This is a genomic window from Niallia sp. FSL W8-0954, assembly GCF_038005605.1.
GTDB lineage: Bacteria > Bacillota > Bacilli > Bacillales > Cytobacillaceae > Niallia > Niallia circulans_A.
In genome coordinates this window covers 1,730,669-1,750,011 of record NZ_JBBOTN010000001.1, presented here as the reverse complement: position 1 = coordinate 1,750,011, position 19,343 = coordinate 1,730,669, and the positions used below count along the sequence as shown (strand labels likewise).

The 19,343-nt window shown below is 34.9% G+C and carries 15 protein-coding genes and 1 riboswitch; of the genes, 4 read left to right on the top strand and 11 right to left on the bottom strand.

From position 1 onward, the window contains the following. Positions 1-19: 19 nt before the first annotated feature. Complete coding sequence (locus tag NX902_RS08530; RefSeq protein WP_095333114.1) at positions 20-736, bottom strand: ThuA domain-containing protein; 717 nt, start codon at positions 734-736, stop codon at positions 20-22. Between the two features lie 180 nt (positions 737-916). Here NX902_RS08530 and NX902_RS08525 point away from each other — a divergent pair, with 180 nt between their 5' ends. From NX902_RS08525 to NX902_RS08510, 4 genes are all read left to right on the top strand, one after another. Further along, the gene (locus tag NX902_RS08525; protein WP_123257376.1) at positions 917-1,834 is read left to right on the top strand and encodes a helix-turn-helix domain-containing protein; all 918 of its coding nucleotides are present in this window, start codon (positions 917-919) and stop codon (positions 1,832-1,834) included. Positions 1,835-1,983: 149 nt separating this feature from the next. Continuing rightward, entirely contained in the window at positions 1,984-2,859 is an 876-nt protein-coding gene (gene dpsA / locus NX902_RS08520; protein WP_235973243.1) for a dipicolinate synthase subunit DpsA, read from the top strand. Between the two features lie 130 nt (positions 2,860-2,989). Next, positions 2,990-3,832 (top strand): SPFH domain-containing protein, encoded by an 843-nt coding sequence (locus tag NX902_RS08515; RefSeq protein ID WP_095333120.1) that lies wholly within the window; start codon positions 2,990-2,992, stop codon positions 3,830-3,832. Between the two features lie 12 nt (positions 3,833-3,844). Beyond that, positions 3,845-4,009, top strand: a complete 165-nt coding sequence (locus NX902_RS08510) for a ribbon-helix-helix domain protein (RefSeq protein ID WP_047942897.1) — start codon at positions 3,845-3,847, stop codon at positions 4,007-4,009. Positions 4,010-4,057: 48 nt separating this feature from the next. Here NX902_RS08510 and NX902_RS08505 read toward each other — a convergent pair whose 3' ends face one another. The 10 genes from NX902_RS08505 to NX902_RS08460 all read right to left on the bottom strand — a co-directional run bounded on the left by NX902_RS08505 (position 4,058) and on the right by NX902_RS08460 (position 19,326). Then, complete coding sequence (locus NX902_RS08505; RefSeq protein ID WP_341160685.1) at positions 4,058-7,216, bottom strand: DEAD/DEAH box helicase; 3,159 nt, start codon at positions 7,214-7,216, stop codon at positions 4,058-4,060. A 262-nt stretch (positions 7,217-7,478) separates the two neighbouring features. After that, on the bottom strand, positions 7,479-8,444 hold the full coding sequence (locus tag NX902_RS08500) for a S8 family peptidase (RefSeq protein ID WP_123257372.1): 966 nt from the start codon (positions 8,442-8,444) through the stop codon (positions 7,479-7,481). 359 nt (positions 8,445-8,803) lie between these two features. After that, positions 8,804-9,703 carry a CPBP family intramembrane glutamic endopeptidase gene (locus tag NX902_RS08495; protein WP_123259655.1) on the bottom strand — a complete coding sequence of 300 codons (900 nt, stop codon included), beginning with the start codon at positions 9,701-9,703 and terminating at the stop codon, positions 8,804-8,806. 21 nt (positions 9,704-9,724) lie between these two features. After that, the gene (locus tag NX902_RS08490; protein WP_235850344.1) at positions 9,725-10,744 is read right to left on the bottom strand and encodes an asparaginase; all 1,020 of its coding nucleotides are present in this window, start codon (positions 10,742-10,744) and stop codon (positions 9,725-9,727) included. A gap of 65 nt (positions 10,745-10,809) precedes the next feature. Beyond that, the gene (locus NX902_RS08485; protein WP_235850345.1) at positions 10,810-11,580 is read right to left on the bottom strand and encodes a GNAT family N-acetyltransferase; all 771 of its coding nucleotides are present in this window, start codon (positions 11,578-11,580) and stop codon (positions 10,810-10,812) included. Between the two features lie 154 nt (positions 11,581-11,734). Continuing rightward, on the bottom strand, positions 11,735-12,160 hold the full coding sequence (locus NX902_RS08480) for an ATP-binding protein (protein ID WP_095333130.1): 426 nt from the start codon (positions 12,158-12,160) through the stop codon (positions 11,735-11,737). Between the two features lie 224 nt (positions 12,161-12,384). Then, positions 12,385-12,467: riboswitch (cyclic di-GMP riboswitch) on the bottom strand. Between the two features lie 226 nt (positions 12,468-12,693). Next, positions 12,694-14,535 (bottom strand): DUF2264 domain-containing protein, encoded by a 1,842-nt coding sequence (locus tag NX902_RS08475; RefSeq protein WP_341160684.1) that lies wholly within the window; start codon positions 14,533-14,535, stop codon positions 12,694-12,696. 32 nt (positions 14,536-14,567) lie between these two features. Beyond that, on the bottom strand, positions 14,568-15,707 hold the full coding sequence (locus NX902_RS08470; RefSeq protein WP_095333133.1) for a glycoside hydrolase family 88 protein: 1,140 nt from the start codon (positions 15,705-15,707) through the stop codon (positions 14,568-14,570). A 207-nt stretch (positions 15,708-15,914) separates the two neighbouring features. After that, a complete protein-coding gene (locus tag NX902_RS08465) occupies positions 15,915-17,516 on the bottom strand; it encodes a response regulator (protein ID WP_341160683.1) in 1,602 nt (533 codons plus the stop codon). Continuing rightward, positions 17,509-19,326 (bottom strand): cache domain-containing sensor histidine kinase, encoded by a 1,818-nt coding sequence (locus tag NX902_RS08460; protein ID WP_164463601.1) that lies wholly within the window; start codon positions 19,324-19,326, stop codon positions 17,509-17,511. The genes NX902_RS08465 and NX902_RS08460 overlap by 8 nt, the downstream gene beginning before the upstream one ends. Between the last annotated feature and the right edge of the window lie 17 nt (positions 19,327-19,343).

The window sequence follows — 19,343 nt, the reverse complement described above, 5'->3', positions numbered from 1 at the left end:
TATATTTTCCCCCTCTATATTATTTATCTGAAATTGTCTCTAAAGGCTGAGCGTTGCCATAAACAGGCTTTTCTCTTTTCACTGGTGCAGCCCATTTGACTGCATTAATAATAACTTGCTGAATTTCTTGATGATGATAGGTTGGGTATGTCTCATGCCCTGGTCTAAAATAAAACACCTTCCCATTTCCTCTTGCATATGTGCAGCCACTCCGGAATACCTCTCCACCTTCAAACCAGCTTGTGAAGATCAATTCATCTGGTGCAGGTATATCGAAATGTTCGCCATACATTTCTTCCTTTTCTAATTCAATATATTCATTAATTCCTTCCACAATCGGATGATTAGGTGCTACTACCCATAAACGTTCGCGATCATCTGCTTCTCGCCATTTTAAATTACAGGTTGTACCCATTAATGTTTTAAATATTTTGGAAAAATGACCAGAATGTAAAACAATTAATCCCATACCATCTAAAACACGCTGTTTTACTTTTAACACAATTTCATCTTCTACCTCGTGATGTGCTAAATGCCCCCACCATACTAATACGTCTGTATTATTCAAAACTTCCTCCGTTAATCCATGGTCTGGTTCATCTAATGTTGCAGTATGTGTTTCATAACCTTCTTTCTCCAAAAACGCTGCAATCGCACCATGAATGCCATTTGGATATATTTCTGCTACGGTCGGATTTTTCTTTTCATGCCGATTTTCATTCCAAATTGTGATCATTATGTAACACTCCTTCTCCCTTACAGTATGATGGCTCCATTATATGAAATGTAAGCGTATAAAAAAATGCTTAATCTTGTCATTTTTTTATGCAATTATGTCATTTGCTTGCTTGCTTTTTGCTAAAATAGAAAAGAGCACCTTACCATATAGTCTCGTCGAATAGGAGGGGAACATAAAATGGAAATGGAGACAAAGCACACCTTTAAGCAGCCAGTAAATGAAAAAGTAATTTATCAAAACCCTCTATTGTCTTTAAAAGTGTGGGAGATAAATGATGAGAGGGAACATGTAATGACTCCAGTTGATGATTACCCTTGGCACTACCATAAAGAAGTAGAATTACTTGCCATGATTGATGGAGATTTGGCGGTACAAACAAAAGAGAGGTATCTATCGATTACTTCAGGAGATGTTCTTATTATGGGAGCGTCACAACCACACAGAACAAGTAAAGTGAAGAAAGGCAAATTGCGTTATATTGTCTTACAAATCGATCTACATAAACACTTTGATCAAAGTATCCTTCCTTATTTCTATTGTTTTTCAGAATTAACACATCCATTAGATAAGATAAATTACATATTTGAAGATAATAAGGAAATAAAACAAGAAGTACATTCCTTAATAAATGAGATTCATAGAGAAAGTCAAACGAAAGAAAAGGGCTATGAGATTGCTATCAATTATTCCATCAAACGACTTCTTCTTTTATGTGTAAGAAACGATACTAAAAATATGCTCCAATATTCAGAAGAACAAGACCTTGCCAAACTTAAACCCGTTTTAGATTATATTGACAGCCATTTAGAAGAAAGAATACTTGTCGAAGATGTCAGTAAGCTACTGAATTTTAGCTATCATTATTTTATCAAGTACTTTAAAAAAGTAATGGGATTGTCGTTTGTCGATTATATAAATATAAAGCGAATAAAAAAAGCTGAATTATTACTTTTAACAACCGACAAAAGTATATTAGAAATAAGCTATGAAGTCGGCATAACAAATATGGCGCAATTCTACAAACTCTTTAAAAGAGAAAATCAATGCTCGCCTAAAGCATTTAAAAATAGGATGTTAAATGCAAGCGTCTTATAACATAACATTAGGAGTAATGAATAAAACATACCACCTAGTACACCACTTTTTTCTATTAGCTATCAATAAAAATTATTCTGAACCATTATACACCTCCATATATTTACTATATGGAGGTGTACTATTTACAAAGGAAAGGGTGCAAAAAATTGAACGAAAATCATGTATTATTAATCATCGGTGGTGACTCTAGACAGCTCGAAGTAATCCGCCTTCTTGCACCAAAGCTAAACAAAATTTATTTAATTGGTTTTAAAGATGCCTCTGTTTCTTATAAAAATGTAAGGAAAGTAAATTGGCAAACAGCTCCGCTTCATGAAGTGGATAGTATTCTACTGCCCATTCCGGGCATTCAAGAAGATGGTATCGCTGAATCACTATTTTCTAAAGAGGCGATTTTTTTAACAAAAGAGATGATTAATAAAACAAAAACTAATTGTACTATGTATTCCGGCATTATCACTCCTTATTTAAAACAATTGGCTACAGAAACACATCGAAACTTGGTTGCTCTTTTTGCAAGAAATGATGTGGCCATCCATAATTCCATCCCAACTGCAGAGGGAGCACTAATGCTCGCCATCAAGCATACGGATATTACAATACATAATTCTCAAGTGCTCGTACTCGGTTTTGGCAGAGTCGGTAAAACTGTCGCTCGTCTATTTTCTGCTGTCGGTGCAAAAGTAACTGTTCTAGTTCGAAAAAAAGAGGATGAAGCAAGAGTGATAGAAATGGGGTTAGTTGCAATTTTTGAACCTTCACTAGAATCAGAAATCCCTCTTCAGCAGATTGTTATTAATACTGTTCCAGCACTGCTTCTAACTTCTAGTCTCATAAAGAAATTATCGAGCACTGCTTTAATTATTGATTTAGCCAGCAAACCTGGGGGGACCGATTTTGCAGCTGCCAAGGAACACAATATCGAAACACTTTGGGCACTTGGTTTACCGGCAAAGGTTGCACCAAAAACGGCTGGTACAATAATTGGCAAAACACTAATGGAATTGTTAGAAATAAGTTAAAGTACAACTTTCAGGGGATAGTTAATAGCTATCTCCTTTTTTTATGAAGATCTTGGCATTAATCGATTTACAATTTTATACAGAAGTGATATCATAATTATATCAAATTGAAATTATAGGAGTGATTCAGTTGAAAGAAAAAAATGCGATTCATTTTAATGGGTTTATTGGGGTTTTACTTATTGCCATATCCCTTTTTCTTGGAGTTTATTTTCTTGTACAGGAAATTCCAGGAGCTGCCATTCCCTTCTTCCTTATAGCTGTTCTTCTAGGCACCGGGATAACAATTATTCAACCTAATCAGGCTGTTGTTGTAACCTTTTTCGGAAAATACCTTGGTACGATTCGCAGCAGCGGATTATTTTTAACCACCCCTCTTACTTTACGAAAAACTATTTCCTTACGCGTGCGTAATTTCAATAGTAAACGTTTGAAAGTAAATGATGTTGATGGAAATCCAATTGAAATTGCTGCCGTTATTGTTTTTAAAGTCATTGATTCTGCAAAAGCCATTTTTGATGTAGATAATTACGAAGAATTTGTTGAAATACAAAGTGAAACAGCTATCCGCCATGTTGCAACAAAATATCCATATGATACATTTGAAAATGTAGAACTAACCTTAAGGGGAAATGCAGAGGAAGTCTCCAATGAACTAACGACCGAATTACAAGCTCGTCTAGATCTCGCAGGAGTCGAAGTAATTGAAGCCAGATTAACTCATTTAGCTTATTCTACTGAAATTGCCCAAGCGATGTTACAGCGTCAGCAAGCCTCCGCTATCATTTCTGCTCGTCAGAAAATCGTCGAAGGAGCAGTTGGAATGGCACAAATGGCCATTAATCAACTGGAACAGGATAAAATCATTGAATTAGATGATGAAAGAAAGGTACAATTAGTAAATAATTTACTAGTAGCGATTGTTTCTGAAAATCCTACGACTCCTGTAATTAATACAGGTACTTTATATTAATGAGTGGTATAAATGACGAAGAAAAAAAGCTTTCCATTACGCATTGATCCAGAGCTATACGAAGTCCTGCAAAAATGGGCTGCGGATGATTTCCGCAGTATAAATAGTCATATTGAGTATTTACTTCGTGAAGCTGCCAAAAAAGCCAAGCGGTATCCAAAACAAAAAGAAAATTGATTTACATGAAAAAAAGAGGCCCAAATAATGGCCTCCTTTTTTAATGGATTAACTTAACAATTCTCTTAAGTCCTCTTCTGTTAGAGAAGAAATTACTTTATCATCTGAATCGATAATTTCGTCTACTAAATTCTTTTTCTTTTCTTGCAATTCATATATCTTCTCTTCAATTGTGCCTTTAGAGAAGAGCTTAATTACATTCACTACATTCTCCTGTCCTATGCGGTGAGCACGATCCGCCGCCTGTTCTTCGACCGCTGGATTCCACCACGTATCATACAAAATAACAGTATCTGCAGTCATTAAATTAAGACCTGTTCCCCCTGCTTTTAAGCTTATTAAAAAATAATCTCGCTCTCCTAAATTATAGCGATGACATAATTCCACTCTCTCATCTGAAGGAGTGCTCCCATCTAAATAAAAATAGGCTAATCCCTTTTTTGCTAATTCTTGACCAATTATTTCAAGCATACTTGTAAATTGAGAAAAAATCAGCACCCTGCGATTAGATCGCTGTGCTTCCTCGATTAGTTCCATTAGATGATCTAGTTTAGCAGACTTTCCATGATAATTGTCAACAAATAGGGCTGGATGACAGCATATTTGCCGCAGTCTCGTTAATCCAGCAAGAATTCTAATCTTATTTTTTCGAAGGGTTTCTTTATTTAAATGCTTTAAGGCATCATGTCTTAATTTCGCGAGATAGGCTGCATACAATCTTTTCTGTTCTGGTAATAATTCCACTATTTCGCTCCATTCCCTTTTCTCAGGAAGTTCGGCTAATACATCCTCTTTTAAGCGGCGCAGCATAAATGGTCTTATTTTTTTCGCAATTTGTTTATTGGTTAAATTTGCAAATTCCTTCAAACCTTTGAATAATTCTGGGAAGACAATATGGAAAATTGACCAAAGTTCTTCAATCGAATTCTCAAGCGGAGTGCCAGTTAAAGCAAAGCGATTAACCGCTTTTAGTTTCTTCACTGCTTTTGCCGTTTGTGATAATGGGTTTTTAAAATATTGGGCCTCATCAAAAAGCACTGTATGGAAAACTTGCTGTTCATACCATGAAATATCCTGTCTAACTAATGGATATGACGTTATGATTACATCGATGTTTTCTAAATCTTTTTGCAGAGCAGCTCTTTCCTTTTTAACTCCATCAAGTATAAGGCACTGTATTGCCGGAGCAAATTTCATGATTTCTCTTTGCCAGTTGTATAATAAAGAGGAAGGACATACAACTAACACCGGTTGTTTCGCTTTTCTTATCACAGGCAATTCAGATTGAATAAAGGCAATACTTTGCAGTGTTTTTCCTAAACCCATATCATCCGCTAAAATCCCGCCAAATTGATATTGCGCTAATGTTTTCAGCCATTTATAGCCATCTTTTTGATACGTTTTCAAGACATTGTTTAAATCCGCAGGGACTTTAATATTTAGCTTTTCTGGATGCAAGAAGGAATCAATCAGCTGCTGATACGATTCATCTAAAGCAAAGATTTTTCGATCTTCTTCTATAAAAGATAAGCTTTCTAAAAGTGTCAGCTCAAACCCACTTATAAAGTCCTTGTCTTTTATTTGTGGAGATTGAAGATACCTTTGTACTTCCTCCATCTCCCTTGTTTGCAAAGCAAATAGAGAACCATCTTGCAAACGATAATATTTCCGCTTTTCTTCCAAAGCAGCTAACAAGCCTTTGATTTCACGCTCTGGAAAACCTTCCATCTCAAATTTAAATTCAAGCCAGTTAATGCGGTCCTTTTTTAATTTCACCGAAAATCTTGGCCATGTTTTTTCCTTGAAAATTCGATTTCTAATAGCTGTTGTTGCATAAACTTTAACAAGCTTCTGCAGCTTCGGTAACACATAATATAAAAAGTCAAACTCCAATTCCTCATTATAAAGCATATAACCACTATCTGTTTTTGCAAATGAACTGCTATCCATTAACTCTTTAATTTGTTCTTCTTTCTTCCAGTCTCGAAGTAGCACTGCTTCTACTTCTTTGTCCCGTTCTTGAACTGGATTGATGACAATATGATCATAACGAAATTCTAAGCTTGCCAGCAATCGATTGTTTACTCTATCTAAATAGAGTTCAGCTTGGAGTGGAGTCTTCCCGATTTTTTTGGAAAGCTCTCTCTCTAATTGAACCTCCCCAAGTTTTTTTAAGCTTGGGGCAACCTTTTCTAAAAAGAAATCCAATTGATTGAGTGCAATCGGGATAAAACTCTCGCCAACTTTTTCCATCATTTTCTTTATCTCAATAAGTCTTTTAAAGTCTTCTGCTTCCAATTGCCGCACATTTCCCTCTATCAGGACAGCATAATATTGATGCAGGAACTGTATGGATTCCATTCCATGTACATTTAATTGATAGCTTCCAATTTCACGCTGGTATAAATGAAATCTTAAAGGCAGGACTTCATTTGAAACATTTAAGGGCACCATTGTCCCTTTATTCGGATCATAATACCCTAATTCCTTCCAATGAGAACGAAGAGGAATCCAAGAGGAAGGGGGAATTAACAAAATACTGTCTCCCCATATATTACTCACTCCCTGGTGATGATTCAAAAATATCCTTTCATCTTCTATTACTTTTCCTAACTCTTGTAGGATTGCTTCACTTTCTTCCTTTACACAATGAAGCTTTGGATTAAATTCTAATTCCGAACTAAATGAATAAGCTTTTCCACTCTTTATTCTTTTTAAAAACAAGCGAATATCTTTTATTGGATGGGATAATAGCTGAATTTCTATTCCAAACAGATTGGTTTCCGAGTCAATTGGAATGACTTTTAGCATAAATTCAACTGGAATCACTTCTCGCTTTTCAAAATGGCGCTGCTTTTTTGTTGATAGAGATTCACTCTGATTAAATAATGCAAAAAAATCTCCCGATACATCCATGTTTTTTTCATCGGTAGTGGAAGGAGCTTTTCCGTTCATTTGAAATTTCTTTATTTCCACTAATACAGCTGCAATATGCTGACATTCTTTTTGAAAAGAAGCTAGTTTCGGACAAGAACATGTTGCTTTTATTTCTTCCCCGTCGATTGCAACCATTACCGCAAAATCTTCAGATGCTTGAACGAAAGCTTCACAATAATTATCTCTATATTCTTTAAAAATCACCTTATGATTTTTTGAGAATGCTTCCCCTCTTTTTAAAGATACAGGACCACACATTTCTAAAATCATTTTTCGTGTAATGACAGTATTCAACAATTTATTCTCCTTCTATCAAAATCCAGTTACGCACAAATATCCTCTTTCACTTTACTACTTTTTTTAAAACATTTCTATTGTCTTGTTACGGTAAAATTATGTAGCACCCTCTCAGTAATGGAATTTGATTATTCCCTATATCATAAGCCCTCTCACATCTTCTCTTTTATAAGAAAAGTGGACAAACCACCCTTTTAGGAGTTTGTCCACTTTTTTATTAATAAGGATATTCTTCTTATAAACTATTAGCCACAAGTAATTGAACCGTGGATTGAAGTTTTTCCATCAAAGCTTCCGGAGCTGTTAAATAGAGAATCCCATTCCCTTCTAAACTCGGTTTATTTCCTAATGGAATCGTTCTCTTAATTAATTGTGCATACAATTCTGGCTCTGTTAAATTTCTTTCAAAAGCTTCATTACTAATTATTTTAATTAATGCTAAAGCTCCACTTACATGAGGGGCTGCCATAGAAGTTCCAGTTAATTTAGCATATTTTCCATCTAAAAAAGTAGACAAAATTTCCTCACCAGGTGCTACTAAATCAACTTCTCGATTAGAATTAGAAAAACGAGAGCTATTTCTCTGTAAATCGACTGCACCTACGCTTATTACTTCATTATAAGCGGCTGGATAACCTAATTCTTCTGTCGAATCTAAGCCATCCCCTTCATTTCCAGCTGCACAAACGACTAAAATTTGCGCTTCAACTGCCTTTTTCACAGCCTCATGCAATTCTTCCACATCTTCTGGCCCGCCAAGACTCATAGAGATAATATCTGCTCCCTGTTCAATTGCATAATAAATTCCATTTATAATCCATTCATACTGCCCTGAACCTTGCCCATTTAATACTTTTACAATTAAAAGTGAAATTTCCGGTGCTACTCCTGTTAATCCATCTTCTTTCCCTGAAGCTCCAATTGTTCCAGCTACATGTGTTCCATGACCGTTATAATCCATATATATAGCTGGATCGCCGTTATCATCATCGGTAAAGTTTTTTCCACCAATGATTCGCTCTTGTAAATCTGGATGATTGATATCACAGCCAGTATCTAATATGGCAACTGTAATCCCTTTTCCCTTTGTTTTTTTCCATAACTCAGGTGCCTGAATTAGCTCAATTCCTTTTGGAATTTCTGCAGAAACGTCCATTACTTCTTTCACTTGATAAGGAATTACTCTGCATTCTTTTTTCATTAAACAGCCTCCTAATATAATAGAATGGATATCTCTAAAACAATTTTAACAATTCTGAATTATTAAAGTAAGAGGCTTAAGACTCAATTTAGAAACATATGTTCTATTTAACTAGTTCTATTAAATTATTTATATTTTTTTAAATGTGGTGGATAATTTCTAATTTTTCTATAAGAGGGATTGCCTGTGCTTTATCCCATCTTTTTCTAATGCAATTCAAAAAACCAAACAATTATACGATTTTATCGGCATCGTCGTATTACTGTTCGGTTTCATAGCAACTGAAATCCTTTATACACTAGTCTTTTATATCCTTCTTCTATTGTAGAATTTTCCTCATTCCTAAACTACTAGATAGACTAGCTTATAGACTTCCTACCATATTTTTTAATACTTAATAAATAAAAGGCCGTGAATATTAGCAATGACCAAATTATTGAGTATTGTGGACTTGTTTCAAGGATTTGAAATAGACTTGGAATATTTCCTGCCACAGAGTCATCATATGTAAAAAACAAGAAAATCATCATATTATTTGCAGCATGTGCACCAATCGATAATTCTAAGCTTCCTGTTTTCACCGCAATAAATGTCAAGGCAAAACCAGCAAGTAAATAATCTAAACCTACTAAAATGGCCGAATCATTCATTTCAGGATTGGAAAAGTGCAATGATCCAAAAATTACTCCAACTATCAGTGCTAATAAAATGGGATTTTTTATTTTTTTACCAACCCATTGTAATAATAATCCTCTAAATAAAAGTTCTTCTACTGTTGTTTGAATGGGTACAAACAGAAGAACCACTAGGAATAAAAAGAAAAATTGGGAGAAAGATACGTTATTCCAAGCATAATCATCAGCATTAAATAGGAAATCAAGGCCTGATGTAAGTAGGAAAAGTCCTGCAAATATTAAAAATCCCCAGATTATTTTCTTCCAATTTACTCTGTCATCGCCCGTAATTAATGATCGAAATTTTCGTTTGTGAATAAATCTTACTCCAATCCATATGCCTACTAAAGCAAAAATATAAACAATATGTGTCATTAATAAACTAACTGTGCCGTTTCCGCCCATCACCATGCCGGTATCCAAATCAATATAAGTAGCATCGTTCCCATCCAGCTCTATTCGTATGAGTTCTACAATAAAATAGACGATAGAACCAGCAATCATAAAACCAACAGCTAATAAAATAGACGCTAAATAACGCGGCCAGTTATTTTTTCCTTCTTTTACATTTAAATAATGTTTCAAGCGATTTTCTCCTTTTATAAATTATTTTTCCGTTGAAAGTGCCTCTTCCAAATGGAAGTTGGCTCTTATTTCACCGATTTTTTCTTTTCTAGCATTCAGAACTGGTGCATGTACATATCTATCTAAATTTGTAAATAAGTTCACTTCTTTATATCCTAGTTGATTTAACACTTCCATTGCAGCGACATTTACAGCACGTGTTCCTCCATCTTCCACCTTAATGGCAATTCCGATTCCTTCTTGGATAAGTCCCATACATTGGACCGCCTCTGCACCTGCTTTCGATACAATTCGCCCTTTATAAGCTTTCATTAGGTCTGTATCAAACCTATTTGTTCCTCCAACCATTTCTGGAAACTCCACCATACTATCCCTAATTCGTTTTACTATATCTATTCGGTTTACCGACTTAATAGAATCAGGGTTTGCTAATCTAGCATAGCCAAGTGCAGCATTATATAGAGGCAATTGATGTACTGGCACCCCGCAGCCATCTACACTCAACTTTATTTTTTCTTTCGGAAAATCACATATTGTTGCAATTGCTTCCAATATACGCTGTTGATGAGGATGCTCTACCTCCCGATATGTGGCAATATCCTCCTTCATATGAATCGCCGCAGCGAGCATACCTGCATGCTTACCAGAACAATTACTGAACACGGGGGTGACATCTTTGCCCTTTCGCAGCAGTTCCTTATAGCTTTCTAAATTCCATGGGGTATGTGTACCACATTGCAAGTTATCCTCTTGTATTCCCAATCTTTCTAATATGCGCAGGATTGTCTCCTGATGAAATAACTCCCCAGCATGAGAAGCACACGCAATTGCAATTTCCGCATTGTCATAAGAAAAGGAATCTGCCGCTCCTGTCTCTATAAGTGGAATGGCTTGAAAGGGCTTCAAGGAGGATCTAGGAAAGGTCATCCTCTCCGGATCCCCATAGAAATATAGTAATCTACCATCTTTGTCTACAACAGCTACATGAATAGAATGGCTGCTTTCAAGATATTGTCCACGGTAGACCTGTATAGGCTTCATCACTTTCATCTACTCCTTTTCCAGTTCTACCTTTAATGATGCCCTTAACTAGTAGAGCTTCGTGTCTAGAAATTTTCTTTCAACGCTTCATACTGAAATCCTTGTTGCTGATAGTTCTGTCTTTGATACATCTCTCTCGGAGTATCTTCTCCATCTGCCAGCAAAATAATTGTCTTATTAGGAAATAAATCCATAATCTTTCTTTGCATGCGAGCAGCAATCCCTTTGCGCTGATACTCTTCAATTACAAAAATTCCGTCAATTTCAACCGTTTTATCGGCAATAATTACTTCTAAAGCACCAGCTGCTTTCCCTTTATAATAAGCAATGACTTGCAAAAACAGCGGATTTTTGAAATTTTTCTGATAGATTTCTGTTTTCCCTTTTGCATAATCTACTCCATATTCTAAGTCTTGATTATATTCTAATTGCAAATAATCCTCAAAATTCTCTTCTGTTACTTTCTGAATTAGAATGTCCTCACTAGGATATAAAACCGGAAAATTGCAAGGAGCAATGGCATAAAGCTCTGTCATCCCTACTTCATAATGAAGATTTTGCACAATGTACTCCAATAAATCCTTCGTGAATTTCTCATTTTCTGGAAATACAAATTTAAGATGTTTCTGACCAGTTTTTTGATGAAATGTTTTTAAATAATCTTCCACTAACTCGAACTCCTGAATAGTGGGCATCTTTTTAAATTGGATATAGTTACTGTCATATTGAAGCAGCATTTCCTCATTATGAACATGGAACCAATCGCTAGTCTCTTTTACTCGTTTTCCTTCTTTATGAATGTTCTTATAGGTTACTTTTTCCATGATGTTAATCATACCCTTTCCAAAAACTTCTTATCATATTATATCTATAATAAACGATTCAATCCTATAAATCAGTAGATTAATAGAAAAAAATGACATTGAGCAATTCTAAACAAAATAGGACTGCCCATATTTAGAACAGTCCTACATCTCCGACAGAACATATTTAAATGGCTTTCGCATCTTCCCTTGTTTCTCTCCATAAAAATACTTCATTTCCCATTTCATTATATTGTACTTTTTGGAAAATTTGCATCATCATTAAGATACCTCTTCCTCTTTCCTCCAACACAATATCACTCATAAGCTTTTCCGTACCATACCTTTCGATATCACGAAATTTCTTCTTCACATCAAACCCATTTCCGTGATCCTTGATTCGCATATCCAAGATATTCTGATTATACTGTAACTCTAATATAACGGGATAATTTCCATGTTCTATTGCATTATTAACCGCTTCTCCTATTCCAACGCTCAGCAAAAAATCTTTATCCAATAAATCTCTAAATTCTTTATTTAGCTTTTCTTTCCATTCTTTTTCCGTATGATCATGTATTACTATTGTTTGATAAGTAATAAGCCCACTCATAAGTTGCCCCCCAATTTAAAAAAGCAAACTCCTTATTAAATCGACAAAAGACTAAAATCGCTTCACTGAAATAAATAAAACACCAATGGAATAGAATGGATATATTAAACTTATACAGAAGCGGTAATCTTATATTTGCCGGTTGCTCGCTGTCGGAGCTATACATTTTTTAAAATTTATTTAAACATTTATATTGAACAAAAAAAAGCTAACAAAACAAGGTTAGTTTGGTTAGCCGGTTGCGCTAGTAGCTCATAATCAACAAAGCGCCCAAATAAGTTGATTAATCATAGCTTTCTACCTTTCATTATTCTTATTATCTTATAGAATTTTTAAATTATATAGTATTATATACCCATATCTTTAGAGCATAAACCTATTCTTTTAGAAATCATATTTATTTTCGATAATTCTTTTGAAATTCCTCTATTTTCATAGAAATATCTCGCAAAGAAAAAACCCGAACAGCCATACGAAAATTTCCTTTCGCGTAATTGTTCGAGTTTAACTTTAAATAGAATGCTCATAACCTCTTATTTTATCTCTATCTTATATTTTCTATTTCTATACTGAATGGTAACAGACTCTTGTTCTAGACTAACAATAGGCTGAAAAGAAATCTCCTCTACTCCTCGGTCTGTTCCGAGAATACTTGAAACCAATAAATGCCTTCCAGGTGCTAAACGCGACGTTAACGTCGGCAATACGGTTTTGGAATAGAGTAAATTGGTATTAGGCTCAGGTATTATTAATTCTGTTTTCCGTTTTCCAAAGATGTCCATAATCCCTGTTGTTCCTACCTCTGATGGGTAAAAAAGACTATTTTCATCTTTGATTACATAGGCAGCCCCTTCAGTCGCAGGTGCAGAAAATCCACCTTCCGCTGTCTCTATCTCTCTATTTGTATGAATGCGATGAATGCGAACATGCCAAGGGGTTAAGGGAATTAGATACGTATCAATTGTTACATCCTGCCAAGGCTTCCATGTAGATACGATATAATCATCATGGATTTCATATGACTCACAGCCACTACGACTTCTATAGCGATTATCACATTCAGACAGTGCCAGGCAATTATCAAATGCTCCTTGCTTTAATAAAACATTACCTTTAGGCACACTAAAACCAAAGGTGGTGGAATACACAAATTTTTCATATTTTGCGTCTGCATGGGCGTGTTCATGAGAATGCTGTCCAGAAGTAAATGCTTGCACTTCTTTTCCTTCAGAATCATGGCAAATGATCATCCTCGGACTTTTTTGCACACTTTTCTCTAGGAACTTAACTGGTTCTTCCTCTGCCTGCCAAAAAGGATGACTCTCTGGAAGAGCTAACAGCAGGAATGTCTTTAAGGACCAATAAGGAGAACCTGGAGCATTATAGCCTTCTGCCATATTTAAGTTTTGGTAACCATAGCCAATCGTTAAAAGTCCTTCTGGAGAAAAAATCGACTGCTTAAACCAATACCGTAAATTATTTAATACTAATCTTTTAATTTGTCCCCAAGGCAATGCTTCAACATCTGCAAATGCCAATGCAGCCCAAAAGGAGGATTGTGCAAATCGATAGGTTAAACTTCTGCCAAATGGAATAGAAGATCCATCTGAAGAAAACCATTCTTTAAAATCTTGAGCAAACTGAATAGCCCTCGCCTTATAAATCGCTGCCCTTTCTGGATCTTCATCCTCCATTACTTTTGCATAAATTAATCCGTAATAATGCATGGCAAAAGGAATATAATAATCAATTTGATTCTTATATCCATCAAAATACCAACCATTTTTTAAATAATACTGATCTAATTGTTGAAGATCCGCTTCTAATTTTTCTAAACTATAACTTCTACCGCATTTTTTTAATGCTACGTTTACTAATACGCGGAAAAATAACCAGTTATTATTCGGGATTGTATTTTCATTGATTTGATATAGCCAATTAGCTAAATTTTCCTTTTGCACTGTTGATAGAATATCCCAGAAATCAGCCTTACAGTGAATAAGCGTACAAGAAAGTGCTGCCATTTCAACAAACCGTTGATCATACTCTCCGGTAATCCCCCAGTAAGAATCACTTGTTGGCGTTGTTCCCTCTATAATTCCTTTTACTAATTGTCGTTTTATTGCTGGATATTTATTAGGTGTTACAGAAAATAATGGCCCCCAGCCCCAAAATGGACGTAAAAACGCTTCTAATTCTCTTGTTTTTTGCCCATATACTGAGCCATTTGTACCTAGATTCAATAAACCTGCCTTCTGTTCATTCCCCAACATAAATAAGGGTTCGTATAAGTCATATAAAGCACGTTCTAAATCCTCTCTTGTTCTTAATGGGTTCTTTTTTACTTTCACATTATATTGATTCAACCGATCCATCTCCTAAAGGAAATTTTCTTGCCCTTTCCATCTTACTGCCAGAATAATACTCCCTTTTGTCGCAATATATTTAATCCCTCAACAAAATAATAATCTCCATAAATTAGTGGGACATCAACATTTTTTTGCTCTGGAAAATGACTTGTTCCGTGTCCTAATAAGCCTTCCTCTTCTTTATCTGCATCAGTAGCACAAGTTATATATAAGGTTTTTAATAAAGTTGCGCCTGCTTCCTGATAAACAGGCTTTTCAAAGTCGGCTACAAGTGTTCCAAGCAGGAGTAAGCCACAGGCTGCAATGGAACCTGCTGATGAATCAGGATAATGGTATTTGGTTTCGCCATCTTCAGGTATGCGAAAATCCCAAACAGGACATTCATTAGAACGAAGATTAGATAGAAAAAAGTGGGAAACTGATTTTGCGGCATGTAAAAATGCGCTATTATTAGTATGTAAGTAGGATAATGTCAGACCATACAAAGCCCAAGCAGTTCCCCTTGACCATGCGCTATCTGGTGCATAGCCTTGACCACCAAGCTTATCTACTACTTCTCCAGTTTCTGGATTAAAAACAACAATATGATGTACGGAACCATCTGGTCTAATAAAATGTCTTAAGACTGTTTCTGCATGCTTTTCTGCAGCTATTTTAAACCGTGGATCTCCCGTTTCTGCTGAAGCCCAGTATAGCAGCGGAAGGTTCATCATACAGTCAATGATTGCGACACCGCGATTATCATCCTTCTTCGACCATGCATTCCAAGCACGAATATAATTACCTTGGGCATTAAATCTTCCTAATAATAAATTGGCTGCTAATAATCCTCTTCTTCTTGATTCTTTATTGCCCGTAAGTTTATAGTTTGCTAGACTTGTCAACGTCCACATAAATCCCATGTCATGATCTAATTTCTCTGAATCTGACAATAAATAATCCAGTTTTTCTTCACACTGTTCTGCTGTTTTTCTAAGAGCTTCCATTTTATTATCTTGATATACTTGCCATAAAACCCCTGGCCAAAAACCAGCTGTCCACCATTCCGGACTTTCTAATACATACTTCTTATCTATACTGGCATGGGGAAAATTAGCACCAATCGTTTCATTATTCCGTGCCGTTTTCTCTACGACAAACTCCCACGCTTCAGCCACCCATTGCTCCTTTTTACTCATATAATCATCCTACCCTTCTATTTGATTTCTGACACGCATAAAAAAGAAAAGGCTTTCATTTTTTTAGAAAATGTCCAGCCTTTCTTTCTAAAAAGTAACGATACTCTCATTATATGGAGTCTATATTCCCTCAACAAGGCATTATTTTTACTACTTTTCCAAATAATTTTACTCGTATTGCCTTTTTGGAAATATGGCTATGCCTTCTTAACCAACTTTTCCGCTTCTATATTCCATCGGAGTTATACCAGCGTATGTTTTAAATAATTTTATAAAATAGCTTTGATTATCATAGCCCAATCGTTCGCAAATTTTCCCAACCGATTCATCTGTTTGTTCTAACAGCTCCTTTGCACGATTAATTTTCATCCGTGTTACATATTCCACAAATGTTTCTCCTACTTCCTTTTTAAACAATCTACTAAAGTAACTAGGATTTAAGAATAAATAACTAGAGATTTCATCTAATGTGATTTTTCGTTCTAGATTCATCGCAACAAATTTAAAGGCTTCAATAATCTCTTTTCTTTTCGTCTGATCAATCGTTTCATGATAATGAATGATTTTCTCAAAATAGTGCTTAAGCCAGTCCTTTAATTGATACATATACTCCATCAAAAAAATCTCTTTATGTTTGGATTCAAAGGAGTATTCGCCTGAAAAGTATTGCAGCGCTTGTAATTTCACATTTAAATCCAATAATAATTTCCAAAACCAATCCTTTACTATCTCTGGTGGAAATTGGTTTTCCATTATATATATCGTCCATTTATGGATGAAATTACTTATTCGCTCCACCTTTTTATTCAGAACAATCATTCTCATTTCTGTCGCTGCTTCATCATACTTAGCGAATAGTTCCTCCGTATTCTTTACACACTCCTTTATAGATGACACTGTTCTTGGGAGCATATAAAACAGCTGCTGATGATTATTTAACAATCTGTTGACTGTGTTTTGATAGTCTAATAAGCTTTCAGATGTTTCACCAATAATGGATGAACTGTGCATATTTAAGCCTCTGTCAATCGAGAGCTGAATCATTTTCAACGTTTCTTTTGCATTCGATAAAGCGTTCCTCTGATATCCTAAGTCTCTTGGAAAAAAGATAAAAACCTTATTGGAATGATTAAGAAAATGAACGGCTAAAGGATTTAGTCTTCCTAATAATTCTCCCACAATATTAGAAACTGCAAAATATAAGGTTTCTTCTGGAAATAAATCTAAAGGATGATGATGGATTGATAACAGTGTTACAATATATCCTTTGTCCGCTAATAAGCCAAATTTTTTTCGGTCACTTTCCCATTCAGCTTCCTTTTTATAATAGCCATTATTTATTAATCTTTTTATGAATGCCGTCTTTTCTTTTTCGATGTTTTTATGAAGAATATGCTGTAATTTTTGTTCTTTTTGTTTATTATTTAGCATAGTGTCAAGTTGTATTTTAAATTTCTCAAGTAATTCATATAGCTCTTCTAGTTCAAATGTATCCTTTACTAAATAATCGCTGACCTGTAACTTAAGTGCTTCTCGGGCATAATTAAATTCTGTATGACAGGATAACAACGCCACTTGCAAGCTTTCATTGATCGACTTCATTTTTCTTGTTAATTCAATTCCATTCATCTTAGGCATGCCAATATCAGAAATTAGCACATCAGGCATTGTTTCTTCTGCTTTTTTTAAGGCACTTACTCCATTTTCATGGGTACTCATCACTTCAAAGCCGAGGCTTTTCCAGTCAATTGTTTTCGTCAATAGCTCTAATACAGGATAGTCATCATCTACAAGCATCACTTTATACATTCTTTTTTCCACCTTTCATTGGGAGATTCAAAATGACTTTTGTGCCATTTCCAAGTTCGCTTATAATATCCATATTAAAAGCTGGTCCAAAGGTAATCGATAATCTTTCATAGACATTGGCTAAGCCTAACGACGAGAATCCTTTCACTTGCTGCTTTCTTTTCGGATTCTCCAGTGATGCGGCCTGAAAAGTTTTTTTCTTTAATTGTTCTAAATCCTCTTTGTTCATTCCTAAACCGTTATCTTCAATCGTAATGATTAACATCTCATTTACTATCACTGCATGGATTAAGATTAATCCATCAGACTGATTAAATCCATGAATAATCGAGTTTTCAATAATAGGCTGGAGAATAAACCTTGGAATTTCAAATGGATAAGCATCTGGATCGATATCCATCTCTAAGGAAACTTTTCGATTTTGTCTCATATTCATAATGTGAACAAAATCGAAAAGAATTTCTATCTCTTCTAAAAATGTGATTATTTCTTTATTTTTATCAATAGTTATGCGCAGTAATTTTGTAAGAGATGTGATCATATTGGCACTTTCTTTGTCTCCTCTTATCATTACCTTCATGCGAATGGAATTTAATACATTAAACAAAAAGTGAGGATTTATTTGCGCTTGTAGCATGGCAAATTCTGCTTTTCTTTTCCTAGCCTCTGTTTCCGTTATTTCTTCAATTTTTGTATTAATATGATCTAGCATCAGATTAATTGATTTACTTAGCCTTCCTATTTCATCTTTCCCTTTAATTTTTGAACGGACAATCAAATTCCCTGCCTGAACTTTATCAGCTAGTTTTGCTAAATATTCGAGCGGTTTCGTAATTGTTTTCATTGAATAGGTAAGTAAAAGCAAGAAAAGCATAAATGATAGTACTTGAATAAGAAATACTTTCTGAAATATCCCATTTAATTTATTTATCGATTGTTCATAAGGAACAAATGACACTAATTTCCAATTCGAAAAAGACAGGGTATGTTCGGTGACGATGTACTCCTTATCTTTCATTTTCAAAACTGCTGATCCATCTCGATTGAATAAATTAGACCGATAGGTGAAAACGGTTCCTATTTTCTCATCATCACTATGTGACAGGATTTTACCAGATGGATTAAGCATCATGACATCATTATATCCATCCATTTTAGTAAATACTTCGCTTAGTTTATTTTCCATTATGGTAACAACCACATATCCGTAAATTTGGATGCCCTCATCCCTTAAGGTGCGGACAATTGAAATTTGATAAGGATTATTCTTTTTTTCCAATTCAAAAATCGTCGGCTGAGATTCAATCCAAGTAGATTCATATCCAACAGCTTCTTCGATGTCTTCATACCACTTTTCTTTAAATAAATCTCTTGGATCAAATTCAGCAACATTATAATTTGTGAAGTATTTTCCATTTTTTAATAATATGGTGACATAGGATTTCTCTCCAACTAGTGTGATATTTTCAATGGTGCGGTTTATTTCATTTTCCAATAGATATTGATCATACCCATCCTTGTCTGCATCACTTTTCGCTAGTCCTTTTAAAACCGTATTCATTTTCGGATCAAGCTGCACGAAATTAGCAACATAAAGCATATCGCTAAATAGCTTTTCTATATATTCACTTGCAATATTCAGCTCTCTATTCGCATTAGAAAGCGCCTGTTCCTTCACTGTATTTTTTGTCATATAATTATAAATTAAAAGCGAGATAACTGCTGGAATAATCAAGCTGATGATAGAAATTAAAATGACCTTATAACGAAAAGAACGGGGAGTCCACATATTTTTTAACCAAATAAGCAATATGTTTCCTCCCCTCA

What these genes read in the sequence shown, in the direction of transcription:
- NX902_RS08530 (WP_095333114.1), bottom strand. Translation starts at nt 736, where the DNA reads ATGATCACAATTTGGAATGAAAATCGGCATGAAAAGAAAAATCCGACC.
- NX902_RS08525 (WP_123257376.1), top strand. Translation starts at nt 917, where the DNA reads ATGGAAATGGAGACAAAGCACACCTTTAAGCAGCCAGTAAATGAAAAA.
- NX902_RS08510 (WP_047942897.1), top strand. Translation starts at nt 3,845, where the DNA reads ATGACGAAGAAAAAAAGCTTTCCATTACGCATTGATCCAGAGCTATAC.
- NX902_RS08505 (WP_341160685.1), bottom strand. Translation starts at nt 7,216, where the DNA reads ATGATTTTAGAAATGTGTGGTCCTGTATCTTTAAAAAGAGGGGAAGCA.
- NX902_RS08500 (WP_123257372.1), bottom strand. Translation starts at nt 8,444, where the DNA reads ATGAAAAAAGAATGCAGAGTAATTCCTTATCAAGTGAAAGAAGTAATG.
- NX902_RS08490 (WP_235850344.1), bottom strand. Translation starts at nt 10,744, where the DNA reads ATGAAGCCTATACAGGTCTACCGTGGACAATATCTTGAAAGCAGCCAT.
- NX902_RS08485 (WP_235850345.1), bottom strand. Translation starts at nt 11,580, where the DNA reads ATGATTAACATCATGGAAAAAGTAACCTATAAGAACATTCATAAAGAA.
- NX902_RS08480 (WP_095333130.1), bottom strand. Translation starts at nt 12,160, where the DNA reads ATGAGTGGGCTTATTACTTATCAAACAATAGTAATACATGATCATACG.
- NX902_RS08475 (WP_341160684.1), bottom strand. Translation starts at nt 14,535, where the DNA reads ATGGATCGGTTGAATCAATATAATGTGAAAGTAAAAAAGAACCCATTA.
- NX902_RS08470 (WP_095333133.1), bottom strand. Translation starts at nt 15,707, where the DNA reads ATGAGTAAAAAGGAGCAATGGGTGGCTGAAGCGTGGGAGTTTGTCGTA.
- NX902_RS08465 (WP_341160683.1), bottom strand. Translation starts at nt 17,516, where the DNA reads ATGTATAAAGTGATGCTTGTAGATGATGACTATCCTGTATTAGAGCTA.